The organism is Paenibacillus sp. FSL E2-0151 (genome assembly GCF_037993015.1).
GTDB lineage: Bacteria > Bacillota > Bacilli > Paenibacillales > Paenibacillaceae > Paenibacillus > Paenibacillus amylolyticus.
The window spans coordinates 5,617,071-5,629,131 of record NZ_CP150308.1 but is presented as its reverse complement, the minus strand read 5'-3'; the positions used below and the strand labels follow the sequence as shown (position 1 = coordinate 5,629,131).

Genomic DNA, 12,061 nt, shown 5'->3' with positions numbered 1-12,061 from the left:
TTCTTCTTCCTTCTATCCAAAGGGAATTCGTATGGAAGCCAGAGCAAATGGAGAAATTATTTGACTCATTTAATGAAGGAATATCACCTAGGCTCCTTTCTATTCTGGTCTGTTCAAGGCGAGAATGTTCATAACTATCAGTTCTATGAATTTATTCGTGATTTTCATGAGAAAGATAATAAGAGAAATCCAAAGGCTAATACATCGGGGATGCATTCATTAACTGCGATTTTGGACGGGCAGCAGCGACTTACTTCTTTATACATAGGACTTAAAGGTTCTTATACAGAAAGACTTCGCTATAAATGAGTGAACGATCCTTACGCGTACGATAAGAAGCAGCTGTATTTGAATCTCTTAGCCCCTTCGGATAGAATCGATTTTCGATACGACTTCAAGTTTTTGTCCGAGAAGGAAGTTACAGCATATCCATCAGACGAGTACTTTTGGTATCGTGTAGGGATATATTGAACTGTAATGGGATGCCAGATATTTTCAAATTTATTACTGCTAATAACATCACTGAGATTTTTGCATCAGAATTCCTAATGATGTTGTTCCAACAAGTCATTATGTCTCCTGTGATTCATTTCTTTATGGAGAAAGGCGATGAATTGGATAAAGTTCTCAATATCTTTATTCGAGTTAACAGTAGCGGTACTCAATTGACTAATTCGGACTTACTCCTTTCTATTGCAACTGCTCAATGGGAAAATGAGGATGCCCGTGACAGAATCGCTGAGCTTGTTGATGAGATTAATGAGTATGGCGATGGATTCAATTTCGATAAGGGTATTGTATTGAAATCTTGTCTTGTTCTATGTGATCTTTCTGATATCTCTTTCAAAGTGGATAACTTCAACAATGCAAATATGAAGAAAATTGAAGAGGAATGGGATAATATTGAACAGTCTATTCGGATAACGGTTAAATTATTTGCTTCCTTTGGGTTCAATAGCAAATCGTTAACCGCTCGATGAGCAAACTCATCAAGGTATAATTGAAGAGGATATTTTTCAGTTAGCACAGTCCTTGAGGCTGGAGCGCGGTGGCGGTGAACGTGGTGGTATAAAGCAAAAGATCAACATCTTTGCTGGTATTATCAAATGTGCGCATTGTGGTTCCTCCATCGACAGTATGAAATCCAAAAGTAAGAAGACAGACCGTGAAGGCAGAGTGGAGCTAGAATGAAAAGTGGACACCCGTTAACGGACGGAAGGATAATAAGACTAACGGAGGTGTCCACATGGGAGAACAGCGGCAACGATATAACGAAGAATTCAAGAAACAAACGGTCAAATTCATTCAAGAGCAGACGAAGACACTTGGAGATTTGGCAGAAGAACTCAACATTCCAAAAAGTACGTTGCACCAATGGATGAGTAAGTACCGCGAACTAAAACATGAGCCTGTTGCCAGCGTAGATCGAGTGAAGGAACTGGAAGCAGAGCTTCAAGAGATGCGCCGGTTGCTTCAAGAGAAAGAGCACACGCTTGCGGATACACAAGAAGAACTGGCGATTGTAAAAAAAGCAGTGCACATCTTCAGCAAACCAAAGAGCTAAGATTTCAGTTTGTAGAAGATCATCGCTCCGAGTTTTCTTTGGAGAAGATGTGCAGAACCTTTCAAGTATCACGGAGCGGATATTACAAATGGCGAATGGACCAAACCAGCAAGCGGCAGAACCGAAAAGCCGAGGTCATGAAGCGTATTCGCTATCATTTTTACGACCACCAGATGCGGTGTGGAAGCCCTAAAATTACGTATCTGCTCCATTTAGAAGGGCTGCGAATCTCTTCACGTACCGTCAGTATATACATGCGTCAAATGAATCTACGTTCTGTGGTCATGCCCAAATATCGCGTTCAGACGACGGATTCCAAACACGACCATCCCCTTGCGCCAAATACGCTGAATCAGCAATTTAAAACGTCCAAACCGAATAAGGTATGGGTTACCGACATCACCTACATTCCTTGCCGAGGAGGTCGTCTATATCTCGCCAGCGTTCTGGATTTGTGCACACGTGAAATTGTAGGCTGGCGTCTATATATAACCATATGGAAACCAGTTTGGTGATGGGTGCACTGGAGGAAGCTTACAAGGCCAAACGCCCCGCTCCGGGATTACTCCATCACTCGGATCGCGGCTCTCAATACACGTCAAAAGAATACGTGGAGCAACTAAAATCATACGGAATGGAATCAAGCATGAGCCGCCGAGGAAACTGTTATGATAACGCCTGTATTGAGTCATGGCACAGTATTTTAAAGAAGGAACTCATTTACTGCAACCCTCGTTTTAAGACGCCGGAAGAGGCTTATACTGCCATCTACCAGTACATTGAGTTCTATTACAACCGCAAGCGAATGCATGGCGCGCTAGGGTATCTTTCCCCTGCTCGTTTTACGATGAAATTTACGGACAAATCTGCAGCGTAGTGTCTACTTTTTTGACATAGGTCCAGAGGATACCGTTATCTAATCTGCTCCAAACGACGACGACAAGGTAATGTGGGTTGCAATAATGATTTTTGACTCCCCTACTATCCCTTTCGAGATGACCTGATTCATTCATTGTCTCACACACTTAGAAACATTACCTCAGCTGAGGAGTTATTGGAGAAACATAAAGGACTCATTCAGATTAATCAAGCTGACCTTGAAGGCGAGTTAAAGAAGCTTCACAAACGAATTGCAGATAACCTTAAATGCCTGTTTGAATTGCGCAGAGAGAAGCTATCAGGTGGGTTCCACGATGAACAGCAGTACAATATGGAGAAAACGATTTATGAGCAGGAAATTGTACAACTGGAGAAGCGGCTGACAGAGATTAATGAGGAAAAACGCAAGAAGTCGGATTTAACCAAGCTGTATGAACAGGTCATGGATATGCTGGATGAGCTGCTAGATCTGGATTTTGATTCCTTTGACGAAATCCAGCTTATCTTAAAAAAGCTGTTGTCCGAAATTAAAGTTAGTCGTGATGGGGAGATTCAGGTGGTGACGACCTTTGGGTTGTCGTTGCAGGATCTTGAATTGTGAGTTAAATCTGTGTCTTTAATATTTAGTGAAAAACAAGTGATGCTTAAACCGGGCATCGCTTGTTTTTCAGTAAGCTTTCTTTAGAAAAAAATAGAAATCTGAAATTGACATTAGTACCTATTTGATATTAAGATGTTGTTAACAATATAACTTATTTGTGTTAATTTATCTTGTTTTTTGTTGCAACATAAACAAGATAAAGTGTATAATTTTGTGGAGGCGAGATGAACTGTGGAAGACAGACTTGTTATTAGAATCCCTGTAGAAGAGAAAGAAGACCTTGCTTTGATTGCGAGAGATTTAGGATTATCTCTAAGTTCTTTGGCAAGAAAACGTCTACTAGGGGACGATCTGAAAGACATGTACTTTCAGCTAATAAAAGATAGAATTGATCAACTTCAACCTGGGAAAGAGTTCACTTTGAAAAAAATATTGCCTGTCCATTGGAGGTATCTCTCCAAATCCGACAGGGAGTATCTAGTTACATCTATTGAGGATGAAGCTGATGATGATGAACTTCAAATCGAAGTCGTAGAAAGAAAAAAACGCGGAAAATGTAAATTTAAAAAAATCGAAGATGACGACGATGATGATTTTGATTTCGATATTTTTTCTTATATAAAAAGTACAAATGATGGGAGAGATGATGAATGAGTGAAGAAACAATTTATTTACTGGATGACATTCGAATACACGTTCAAGACTTAATTGATGAAATGGATGATAATTGCGAGGATTACCTGAAACAGATGAGAAAAATTATTCAAAAAAGAAATTCTTGGAAGAAAAAAGAGGTTAGAAGGAGAATACGTAAACTCTCGTATACAATGACTGGACACTATATTGATATTGTTGAGACATTCAAGAAATGTAATGATTACGTTTATCTGAACAACCATAGTTATGCTAAAGGTGAAAAATATATAAACAATGTGCTAGTAGATCTGGATGAACTGAAGCATAACAGAAGACGTGTTAAAAATCTGCATATTGATGAAATAAAGAAGCTATATCGAAAACTAGATCCATTTAAAAATGAACGTAATCAGTTCGCACATAAGTTGAATAACTTCCTTCCAATTTCGTTAGTTGAGAATAAAAAACAAATGGTGCAGATACTAATTTCATATTTAGGGATTTTGGATAAAATTGCAGATAAAAATGAAGTAAAACAAATGGAGAAGCGAAATGCTTATATAGAAAAAACACTTCAGAATATTGAATTGCAAACTAGTGAAAATAAAACGACGGATACAACTTCTCCTAATTTAAATCTGGTTTGGCTCATACCGTTGTTAAAGTAATCATATTTGAACGAACAATATATATAAGGGCAAGTAGTTTTAGCATTATAAATCAATTAAGAGAATGTTAATTGAAACAATAGTAAATGCTTTATAACCGTCAGATGGTTTGCTTTTTTAGGGTAAAAACCATCTGATGGCTGTAATTTGACAATTGTGAAGCTATAAATCAGTGTCCATCAATTTTTCGGTAAATCCTCCAGCCAATAGTATATTCATTAGTCTGCATTTTCTTGTTGGGTCTGAATGTGAATTTGATCTGCAAAGATGCTGTGAATACTATTTAGACTATCTCGTATAATAATATAATTTTTATCCTGATAAACACGAATACCCTTCACTTGCTCAACTTGATCATTAAACAGATAATTAACGATGACATAATCAGTATCAAACTGGGCAAGGTTTTTACCAAAACTGCCTAATTGATATGCTGTGTGCATTACAAATAACAGTGATAATACAATAACTAGGAAACTGCCTAATCCTCCATATAATAAAGTTGACAGTCCTTTTATTATCTTCTGGTGAATTAATGATGAACGAACAGAAACTAGGATAGGAATGAAATTACTATATATGGCTAGGCTCATATCACGTTCAATAATCATCTGTAGACTTTTGAATTCGTCCTCTTTGCGTTGAAAATATTGTCTGTACACTAAAAAGAAGAAAATGAGAGCAATAATCAACATATTTCCCGACTGCAAGGAAATAAATACTTCTCTCTGGAAAGCATCGTAGTCGAGAATTGGGTTAGACCATGGTAATTCCTGAGCCATAAAGATGTACTTGATAAGCAGCTCCCAGAACGATGGGTTTTTCGAAGCATAGAACAGATAGTAAGGGATAAATGGCACTACTTTCACTAAGAACCATAATGCGATCCCGCTAAATACATAAAAAATAGGGGCAATTATATAATGTGCGATTTTTGGCTTCAGTCCCACAGATTTGAATTTTCGGATCAGAATCATTCCGCCGAAAAGGTAAGCAGCAAATAAAATAAGAGTCGGGATTAAAACACAGAAATAAACAAAAGCATAATAGTGTACCAACCTGTCAGAAAAATTAATGGGGTTCTGAAATGCTGTAATAAGCGAAAGTACCTCATTCTTTGCTTTGCTTTGCAGAATAATAAATCCTATTATATATGAAATTCCGTGTGCTAACATGAACATAATCGCAGCCAAAAAGATTCTTGCAAAAAAAGGAATCCTGAGGTAGAACAATATGTACCGACTAAACGGAATGATATTACTGTACTTGTCTATAAACGTGATTAGTTTGGAGTACTTGCTTCGTGTCCATTCAATTGCTGTGAACAAGTGACTATTCCTTTCAAATGAATATTTGTTACAATTATACTATAAAGGAATAACAACTGTCGAAAATTGCTTGCTTTCTGCGTAATTATTTAAGATGGTTTTAAATAACAATCAGTATGAATTCAAATGAACTCCATCGCATGTATTGTGGTGATAGTTAACTCTACATAGGTAATATGGCTTAGGCGAGTCTTGAAATAGAGGGATTTTTAAGGTGTGAATATGTTTCTCTTCTCAGGCATAAACCACAGTTTGAATAATAAATATTCACACAAACACAACATTAAATCTGCTCTTATGAAAAGCAATTTACGAGTTCGACAAAGTTTATGCAACTGGCAATAACCACCATGCTCGAAATGTTCAGATGTTGGAGCTTAATGATTGATTTTACGAGTGCCAGACTACTTGAATATAGTTCTTCAATTCCTCTCAATTTCATATGGCTTCGTTTTGCTTGTCTTTGAATGATTTTCATCTCAAAAGTCTAGACTAGCAAAGAAGTGAATGTAACACTTATAGCCGCATGATACAATTAACCATAAGGATTGTAGAAAAAGAGAGGGATGATGGACAGTGAGCAGTTTAAATATTTCTGATTTTTACGGTAAAAATGACAACCCCGATATTTCGAAACTGTGGATCTTTATTATAATGCTTATTATTTCCCTCTGCACCTTTCTTTTTTCAATTAATGTAGAATCAATTGATATGAACAGCTATCTGGGGAAATGGGCTTTTGGTTACATATCTATTGTTATTTTTGCTACGGCAGTCTTAATGTCATCTTATTATTTCTTTGAAAAAAAAGAAGGATCAAGTAAATATAAATCTATACGAAAAATCTACTTTTTAGTAGCACTACTTTTATTAATGATTGCTTTTCTTCCTATCGCTATAACATTATTTATTTTGAATAAATTAAATATGGAAACTATATTGATTCAATGACTGTTTGTTTAACATTTTCATTTATTATGAATTATATATTGCTGAAATTATCTGGTTCTTGTTATTTATATTTGTCTAGGGTATTTTTAAGGAGTAAACGGAAACTTAAGCATGGTGTTATAACAGCGGAAACTTTCGACGATTGGGAAAATCGACATAATCAACTAAAAAAGGAATTCATGGGAGTCATTTATGTCATGAATTTCGCAATAATCGCTTTGGGGTCAGCGGCTATTTATTTTATAAAGCTTGAATTAATATTTCCTGATGTACCTATAGCCCAAGTAAGATCCAGCATATTATATAGCTTTGCTCTGTATACTGCGTATGACCGCTTGTTCGACAAATGGAAGAAATCCCTTAGTAAAGAAGAAAAAAAGGCTCTTAAAGAACAAACTGATATGAAGTCGCTTGAAGAGGAGCTACAGACAATAAAGGAATAACAGTCCATTTGCTAATTGAAGTGTACTTCAAACCACATCTCGAATGTGATGCAGAAACTCAATGTTAAGGGTCGTTCGCAGGCAGTTGTCGAGTGATTAAGCTTGGAGAGCTGAAGATTTAGTTGCGGATTACAGTTAGGATTAAGTAGCAGCATGAAAGCCTTTCTCTATTCTTTGTGATGAAGAATGGGGCAAGGCTTTTTTGCTGCCGATCTTACAGTTTATTAATATCAGATCATTCGTAGTTACGGCATGAAGTACCCAATCATCTTATACGAAAAATAAGCCATGTAATGATAATCATCCGAAAGGTTATCATTACATGGCTATTTTAAGAATTGAACATTCATTAATTCAAAGTCGACTTTGCATGAGGCTCTCATCATAAAATCAATGCCAATAATTCCGTCAAAGCCGTAAGGCTCCTGAATTGAACCAAGTTGAATTGGAAAATCAGTCAAACCAATATGCTCAATATGAAGATTGGGAATGTACTGTTCATAGCAAATTTCGCTCGTTCCACCTACGGTCAAGGATACGATAGGTAAGCCTTGGTGTAGTTGTAGTTTCATGTTTGTTGCCGCACTCCTGAGAAAAATTCTTCTACATATTCAACATCGTTTCTGCTCGTATGAAATACGTATAACTCGCGTGTCGGATGGAGCTTGTGCAGTTCTTTATAACCGCTCCAGGCTTCTTGAGGATTATCATAGTTTTGAATCACAGCTATATCTTCTAGTTGACGTACACGGTTGCTGGAGCTTGCCTTGATTGCTTCCACAAGTACGAATCGATCTGGGTGTAATTCAGTAATCTCTCCCCATTTCATCTGCGTCACCTCGCTTGGATAGTCGTATTTTTATTATAGCATAGTTGTTTAAGGATATAGGAAGTAAGCGCGTTAATTGTAATTATGTGGTACCTTGTAGTTATTGAGAGACTTTATAGTAACAATGAGATAAATCTTAACTTGCATTAATAATGAAAGGATGAGCTGAATGGATCGTTTCTTAAGTGAATTAAAAAAACAATTTAGAGCGGGGTTTCTCCCTGATCTGGAACAAACGCTGGCTAAAGTGCAGCATGAAAAAGTATATGCTTGTGCATTTGGAACGGACAGTGATTGGGTAACGCTGTTCATGGCGGTAAATACAGAGGAATCCCTTGCTGGGCATATTGTGAGTATGAAAGAGCAAGGGCTATGTGATAGTGAGGAGGACGAGATCTATTACAGATGGGGCTGCTCCGAATATCAATATGGCGAGGAGACGCACTTTAACCATATCAGCCGATTGTTGTATGCAACAGAAGATGTCCAGAAGTATAAGGATGAGATCATTCGAATCATTGCGAAAGTTGTGAATGAGACAGCAGATGACGTTTTTGCCCGATATGGACAAACCAAAGCAGACATTACGTTCTTTGTTTCTCTAACAGATGACGATCTGGCAGAGGAGATTGAGAATCAATCGGTTTATCACATGACTGTCCCCAGCTTAGCTAGCAAGTTCTTAAAACGATATGATGGCATCAATTAGAACGAGCTAACTTGAATCAAAATGAATTGAATCGTTGTACCCCGAAAGTCTTTCCTATTCTTTCATTCAAAGAAGGGAAGAGGCTTTTTTGTTTTACGTGAAAAAATGAAACAACCGCTCCATAATAATTTATCACCTATAGATTCCTATTCATTTGAATGAACTTCCTCCATCTTTTCTTCGAAAATGGCTGATAAAAGAGCTGCTCCAATTCCTCAAATTGCGCTTCGTTCAGATGAAGATGGAGCGCTCTTTTCGCAATTTTGGCGGCAGGCTGGGAAGAAGATTTCCGGCCTCCGGCTTTTCGTTTGATCGGAATATGAAATTGCAGCAAGTCTTCAAGTTGATTCCAGCCTTCCCAACTCAGCCGACCTCCGCGTTTCCAGTCAATAGCATAGAGGGTATAATAGGCGCGTCCTTCTGTTTGTTTGGTGGCAATAATCCAGGTGGAAGGAATGAACTTTCTCCGTTGTCTTCGATTCATTGAATTGCTCCTTTTTTTGATATTGCAAAAGCCATGGGAAATTCCTCTTGATTTGCAGGATCGTCTTGATTAGAATAAAGTTATAAAAATAATTTTCTTAATTTATTAAAAATAAATAAAAATAATTTTCATAAAGCGAGGTCCTCATGGCAGCCATATTACGTGCGTTGCAGCAAGAACTGAATAACCTTCCGTCTCAGGAGCGACGTATTGCCGAAGTCATTATGCAATCTCCATCGGACATTCCAGGCTGGACGATTAGTCATCTGGCAGAGCAGAGTGGCACAAGTGCGGCGACGGTAACCCGCTTTTGCAAGTCGTTTCATTTCAAAGGTTTTCCCGATTTCAAAATGAAACTCGCCGCAGAATTGTCCCACGCATCTGATGAAACGGCGTATCAGGATATTGTAGCGGGCAATCCCCTATCCAAAATTGTTGAAGCTATCGAAGCCAACCACCTCGCGTCTATTGCAGATACCACCCGTTTGCTGGATTTGGGCAGATTGGAGCAAGCCGTTCAATTGTTGTGCCAGGCTCGCCGCATCGACCTGTACGGTGTGGCCACCTCTTCGATTGTTACACAGGATTTCTATCAGAAACTGGTGCGGATCGGCAAGAGCTGTACGGCTTTCTCCGACTCACACATGCAGATTACATCCGCATCTTCGCTCGCCGAGGGAGATGTGGCGATGGCCGTATCCTATTCAGGCGAAACACCAGAGACCATCGATGCCCTGCATTGTGCCAAACAGGCCGGAGCTTCTACGATTTCACTGACTTCCTATGGCAGTAACGCGCTCGCAACTGTATCCGATATCCCGCTGTTCACCTCTTCTCTGGAAGAAGGCATGAGGCGTGGAGATATGGCTTCCCGTATTGCACTCCTGCATGTGGTCGATATTTTGTTCACAGGCATGGTAAGTGCCGACTTCGACCGTTTTATCCCCAGACTGGAACAATCCTATCACAATGTGCAATCTTATCGAGTCCAACACAACGGAGGTGCCTGACAGATGAAGATGAATATACGCATTTTTGAAAATGAAGAAGATTTGAACGCCACAGGTGCTGGCCTCATTGCCAGCTTGTTGCAGACCAAACCACGGGCTGTATTGGGGCTTGCGACAGGAAGTTCTCCTGTAGGCATATATAAACAGCTTATCACGTTATATCAAAAGGGGCTTGTCAGCTTCTCACAGGCTTCTTCTTTTAATCTCGATGAGTATGTCGGACTTCCAACAGAACATCGTGAAAGTTACCGCAGTTTTATGAATGAACAATTATTCAATCATATCGATGTAGATATTGCTAGAACGCAAGTGCCTGATGGTCAGGCTGCAGATCTGGAACAGGAATGTAATTCCTATGAACAACGGCTGGACGATCGTGGACCGGTAGACCTTCAACTGTTGGGTATTGGACATAATGGTCATATTGGCTTCAATGAACCGGGAACTGAACTTACAGGACGAACGCATGTCGTGGATTTGAAAGAAGAGACGAGAAAGGCAAACGCACGCTTCTTTGACAGCATTGATGAAGTTCCGGCTCAGGCGATTACAATGGGTGTCGGTACCATTTTGAAAGCCAAACAGATTCTGCTCATTGCCCGTGGCGAGGAAAAAGCCGAGATTATTCGCGAAGCTTTCATGGGGCCAATCACAACTGCCTGTCCTGCATCGCTTTTGCAATGTCATCCAAATGTGGTGGTATTGCTGGACCGTGCAGCTGGGAGGCTGGTGAGATGACCGAGGAGAATAGCCATGTTAGCTGGGGCCAGCGTGATGAAAATATTTCTCTTCTTCGGGGCAAGCTGCTCCTTGAAGATGAATTATTGGAAGACGGTGTAATAGCCTGGAAGGATGGGGAAATCCTTTATGCTGGGATACCGGAAGGTCTTCCTGAACGGATTCGGAGCGAGGCTCTGCCGCTGTCTGTACCGGAACGCGGCCTCATTGTGCCTGGATTCATTGATATCCATGTGCATGGTGGGAATGGAGAAGACTTTATGGACGCAAGCCCGGAGGTGTTGGACAAGATCACTTCTTTCCATAGTACACAGGGCACAACAGCGATGCTTGCGACTTCCATGACGGCTCCGAAAGAGCGCCTGGACAGCGTACTTGCCGAAGTCGACCGCTATCGTTCGAGTGAAATGCCCTATGCACAGCTTGAGGGTATACACTTGGAAGGTCCGTTTTTTAGTCCGAAATGGCCTGGAGCGCAAAATCCGGAACACATCATTCTGCCTGATGTATCTTGGCTCGAAGCATGGGAGAAGCAATATCCTGGCCTGATCCGGCAAGTTACGTTGGCACCGGAACGTGAAGGCGCGTTGGAAGTCATTTCATGGCTGCGAGAAGAACGGATTACAGCGGCACTTGGTCACACGGATGCGACCTATGAAGAGGTGGAGCGGGCAGTTGAGGCAGGACTACATCATGCAGTACATACGTTCAATGCCATGACACCGCTGCATCACCGGCTACCCGGGGCTGCCGGAGCCGTGCTGAGTGATCCACGTATCAGTGCCGAGGTGATTGCCGACGGAATTCACGTGCATCCTGCGGCGATCTCAATCTTGGCTCAGCTGAAGCAACATGATGATCAACTCGTGTTGATTACAGATGCCATGTCTGCTACGGGATTGGATGATGGGGAGTACAAAATCGGCGACCTGCCCGTAATTGTGAAGCATGGCGAGGCCAGACTGAAGGACGGCGGCGCACTGGCGGGAAGTACGTTGACAATGATTCGCGGTTTCCGTTACCTGATACAGGAAGTGGGCTTGAGTCTGAACGATGCATCACGTGCAGCAAGTCTGACCCCGGCACGCCTGCTGGGCATTGATCACCGGACAGGTTCCCTGGCTCAAGGCAAGCAGGCAGATATCGTTTTGCTGAATGCGGAGTTGGATATTGAGGGTGTGTGGGTGAAGGGCAGACAGATCGGCGAGTCATATTAGATTT

17 protein-coding genes and 2 pseudogenes are annotated in these 12,061 nt (G+C 40.4%); 15 read left to right on the top strand and 4 right to left on the bottom strand.

Translation table 11 applies throughout. The annotated features are described in order from the left end of the window. Nucleotides 1-482: 482 nt before the first annotated feature. The 8 genes and pseudogenes from MHI55_RS25055 to MHI55_RS25020 all read left to right on the top strand — a co-directional run bounded on the left by MHI55_RS25055 (nt 483) and on the right by MHI55_RS25020 (nt 4,348). Complete coding sequence (locus MHI55_RS25055) at nt 483-980, top strand: hypothetical protein (RefSeq protein ID WP_340387411.1); 498 nt, start codon at nt 483-485, stop codon at nt 978-980. Nucleotides 981-1,032: 52 nt separating this feature from the next. Continuing rightward, nucleotides 1,033-1,191 (top strand): hypothetical protein, encoded by a 159-nt coding sequence (locus tag MHI55_RS25050; RefSeq protein ID WP_340387409.1) that lies wholly within the window; start codon nt 1,033-1,035, stop codon nt 1,189-1,191. 55 nt (nt 1,192-1,246) lie between these two features. Further along, the gene (locus MHI55_RS25045; protein ID WP_036673079.1) at nt 1,247-1,564 is read left to right on the top strand and encodes a transposase; all 318 of its coding nucleotides are present in this window, start codon (nt 1,247-1,249) and stop codon (nt 1,562-1,564) included. A gap of 20 nt (nt 1,565-1,584) precedes the next feature. Further along, a pseudogene (locus tag MHI55_RS25040) lies at nt 1,585-2,079 on the top strand (IS3 family transposase); the annotation flags it as partial. After that, nucleotides 2,061-2,441 (top strand): integrase core domain-containing protein, encoded by a 381-nt coding sequence (locus tag MHI55_RS25035; RefSeq protein ID WP_340387407.1) that lies wholly within the window; start codon nt 2,061-2,063, stop codon nt 2,439-2,441. The pseudogene MHI55_RS25040 and the gene MHI55_RS25035, both read left to right, overlap by 19 nt. A 177-nt stretch (nt 2,442-2,618) precedes the next feature. Continuing rightward, complete coding sequence (locus MHI55_RS25030) at nt 2,619-3,044, top strand: hypothetical protein (RefSeq protein WP_340387405.1); 426 nt, start codon at nt 2,619-2,621, stop codon at nt 3,042-3,044. A 231-nt stretch (nt 3,045-3,275) separates the two neighbouring features. After that, on the top strand, nt 3,276-3,698 hold the full coding sequence (locus MHI55_RS25025) for a hypothetical protein (protein WP_340387403.1): 423 nt from the start codon (nt 3,276-3,278) through the stop codon (nt 3,696-3,698). Continuing rightward, on the top strand, nt 3,695-4,348 hold the full coding sequence (locus MHI55_RS25020; protein WP_340387401.1) for a hypothetical protein: 654 nt from the start codon (nt 3,695-3,697) through the stop codon (nt 4,346-4,348). The genes MHI55_RS25025 and MHI55_RS25020 overlap by 4 nt, the downstream gene beginning before the upstream one ends. A 218-nt stretch (nt 4,349-4,566) precedes the next feature. On the opposite strand, the gene MHI55_RS25015 is transcribed toward MHI55_RS25020, so the two are convergent. Next, nucleotides 4,567-5,523 carry a hypothetical protein gene (locus MHI55_RS25015; RefSeq protein WP_340387399.1) on the bottom strand — a complete coding sequence of 319 codons (957 nt, stop codon included), beginning with the start codon at nt 5,521-5,523 and terminating at the stop codon, nt 4,567-4,569. Nucleotides 5,524-6,252: 729 nt separating this feature from the next. On the opposite strand from MHI55_RS25015, the gene MHI55_RS25010 reads away from it, so the two are divergent. The 3 genes and pseudogenes from MHI55_RS25010 to MHI55_RS25000 form a co-directional block, all read left to right on the top strand. Further along, nucleotides 6,253-6,627, top strand: coding sequence for a hypothetical protein (locus MHI55_RS25010; RefSeq protein ID WP_340387398.1), 375 nt, complete (start codon nt 6,253-6,255; stop codon nt 6,625-6,627). Between the two features lie 197 nt (nt 6,628-6,824). Then, nucleotides 6,825-7,070, top strand: coding sequence for a hypothetical protein (locus MHI55_RS25005; RefSeq protein ID WP_340387397.1), 246 nt, complete (start codon nt 6,825-6,827; stop codon nt 7,068-7,070). 30 nt (nt 7,071-7,100) lie between these two features. Continuing rightward, a pseudogene (locus MHI55_RS25000) lies at nt 7,101-7,192 on the top strand (LuxR C-terminal-related transcriptional regulator); the annotation flags it as partial. A 204-nt stretch (nt 7,193-7,396) separates the two neighbouring features. Here MHI55_RS25000 and MHI55_RS24995 read toward each other — a convergent pair. Both MHI55_RS24995 and MHI55_RS24990 read right to left on the bottom strand, forming a co-directional pair. Next, nucleotides 7,397-7,642: a hypothetical protein gene (locus tag MHI55_RS24995; protein ID WP_340387395.1), complete on the bottom strand. Its 246-nt coding sequence runs from the start codon at nt 7,640-7,642 to the stop codon at nt 7,397-7,399. Next, a complete protein-coding gene (locus tag MHI55_RS24990; protein WP_340387393.1) occupies nt 7,639-7,899 on the bottom strand; it encodes a hypothetical protein in 261 nt (86 codons plus the stop codon). Before MHI55_RS24990 ends, MHI55_RS24995 begins: the two co-directional genes overlap by 4 nt. A 169-nt stretch (nt 7,900-8,068) precedes the next feature. On the opposite strand from MHI55_RS24990, the gene MHI55_RS24985 reads away from it, so the two are divergent. Further along, on the top strand, nt 8,069-8,608 hold the full coding sequence (locus MHI55_RS24985) for a DUF4303 domain-containing protein (protein WP_340387391.1): 540 nt from the start codon (nt 8,069-8,071) through the stop codon (nt 8,606-8,608). Nucleotides 8,609-8,744: 136 nt separating this feature from the next. Here the strand turns inward: MHI55_RS24985 and MHI55_RS24980 are convergent, their stop codons facing one another. After that, nucleotides 8,745-9,092, bottom strand: a complete 348-nt coding sequence (locus tag MHI55_RS24980; RefSeq protein WP_340387389.1) for a hypothetical protein — start codon at nt 9,090-9,092, stop codon at nt 8,745-8,747. 146 nt (nt 9,093-9,238) lie between these two features. Here MHI55_RS24980 and MHI55_RS24975 point away from each other — a divergent pair, with 146 nt between their 5' ends. From MHI55_RS24975 to nagA, 3 genes are read left to right on the top strand one after another with little or no spacing between them, the layout of a single operon-like run. Next, nucleotides 9,239-10,102: a MurR/RpiR family transcriptional regulator gene (locus MHI55_RS24975; RefSeq protein WP_340387387.1), complete on the top strand. Its 864-nt coding sequence runs from the start codon at nt 9,239-9,241 to the stop codon at nt 10,100-10,102. Nucleotides 10,103-10,111: 9 nt separating this feature from the next. Continuing rightward, on the top strand, nt 10,112-10,840 hold the full coding sequence (gene nagB, locus MHI55_RS24970) for a glucosamine-6-phosphate deaminase (RefSeq protein WP_076319846.1): 729 nt from the start codon (nt 10,112-10,114) through the stop codon (nt 10,838-10,840). Continuing rightward, the gene (gene nagA / locus MHI55_RS24965) at nt 10,837-12,057 is read left to right on the top strand and encodes an N-acetylglucosamine-6-phosphate deacetylase (RefSeq protein WP_339185898.1); all 1,221 of its coding nucleotides are present in this window, start codon (nt 10,837-10,839) and stop codon (nt 12,055-12,057) included. The genes nagB and nagA overlap by 4 nt, the downstream gene beginning before the upstream one ends. Nucleotides 12,058-12,061 lie beyond the last annotated feature (4 nt).

What these genes read in the sequence shown, in the direction of transcription:
- MHI55_RS25055 (WP_340387411.1), top strand. Translation starts at nt 483, where the DNA reads ATGCCAGATATTTTCAAATTTATTACTGCTAATAACATCACTGAGATT.
- MHI55_RS25045 (WP_036673079.1), top strand. Translation starts at nt 1,247, where the DNA reads ATGGGAGAACAGCGGCAACGATATAACGAAGAATTCAAGAAACAAACG.
- MHI55_RS25035 (WP_340387407.1), top strand. Translation starts at nt 2,061, where the DNA reads ATGGAAACCAGTTTGGTGATGGGTGCACTGGAGGAAGCTTACAAGGCC.
- MHI55_RS25020 (WP_340387401.1), top strand. Translation starts at nt 3,695, where the DNA reads ATGAGTGAAGAAACAATTTATTTACTGGATGACATTCGAATACACGTT.
- MHI55_RS25015 (WP_340387399.1), bottom strand. Translation starts at nt 5,523, where the DNA reads ATGTTAGCACACGGAATTTCATATATAATAGGATTTATTATTCTGCAA.
- MHI55_RS25005 (WP_340387397.1), top strand. Translation starts at nt 6,825, where the DNA reads ATGAATTTCGCAATAATCGCTTTGGGGTCAGCGGCTATTTATTTTATA.
- MHI55_RS24995 (WP_340387395.1), bottom strand. Translation starts at nt 7,642, where the DNA reads ATGAAACTACAACTACACCAAGGCTTACCTATCGTATCCTTGACCGTA.
- MHI55_RS24990 (WP_340387393.1), bottom strand. Translation starts at nt 7,899, where the DNA reads ATGAAATGGGGAGAGATTACTGAATTACACCCAGATCGATTCGTACTT.
- MHI55_RS24985 (WP_340387391.1), top strand. Translation starts at nt 8,069, where the DNA reads ATGGATCGTTTCTTAAGTGAATTAAAAAAACAATTTAGAGCGGGGTTT.
- MHI55_RS24980 (WP_340387389.1), bottom strand. Translation starts at nt 9,092, where the DNA reads ATGAATCGAAGACAACGGAGAAAGTTCATTCCTTCCACCTGGATTATT.
- MHI55_RS24975 (WP_340387387.1), top strand. Translation starts at nt 9,239, where the DNA reads ATGGCAGCCATATTACGTGCGTTGCAGCAAGAACTGAATAACCTTCCG.
- nagB (WP_076319846.1), top strand. Translation starts at nt 10,112, where the DNA reads ATGAATATACGCATTTTTGAAAATGAAGAAGATTTGAACGCCACAGGT.
- nagA (WP_339185898.1), top strand. Translation starts at nt 10,837, where the DNA reads ATGACCGAGGAGAATAGCCATGTTAGCTGGGGCCAGCGTGATGAAAAT.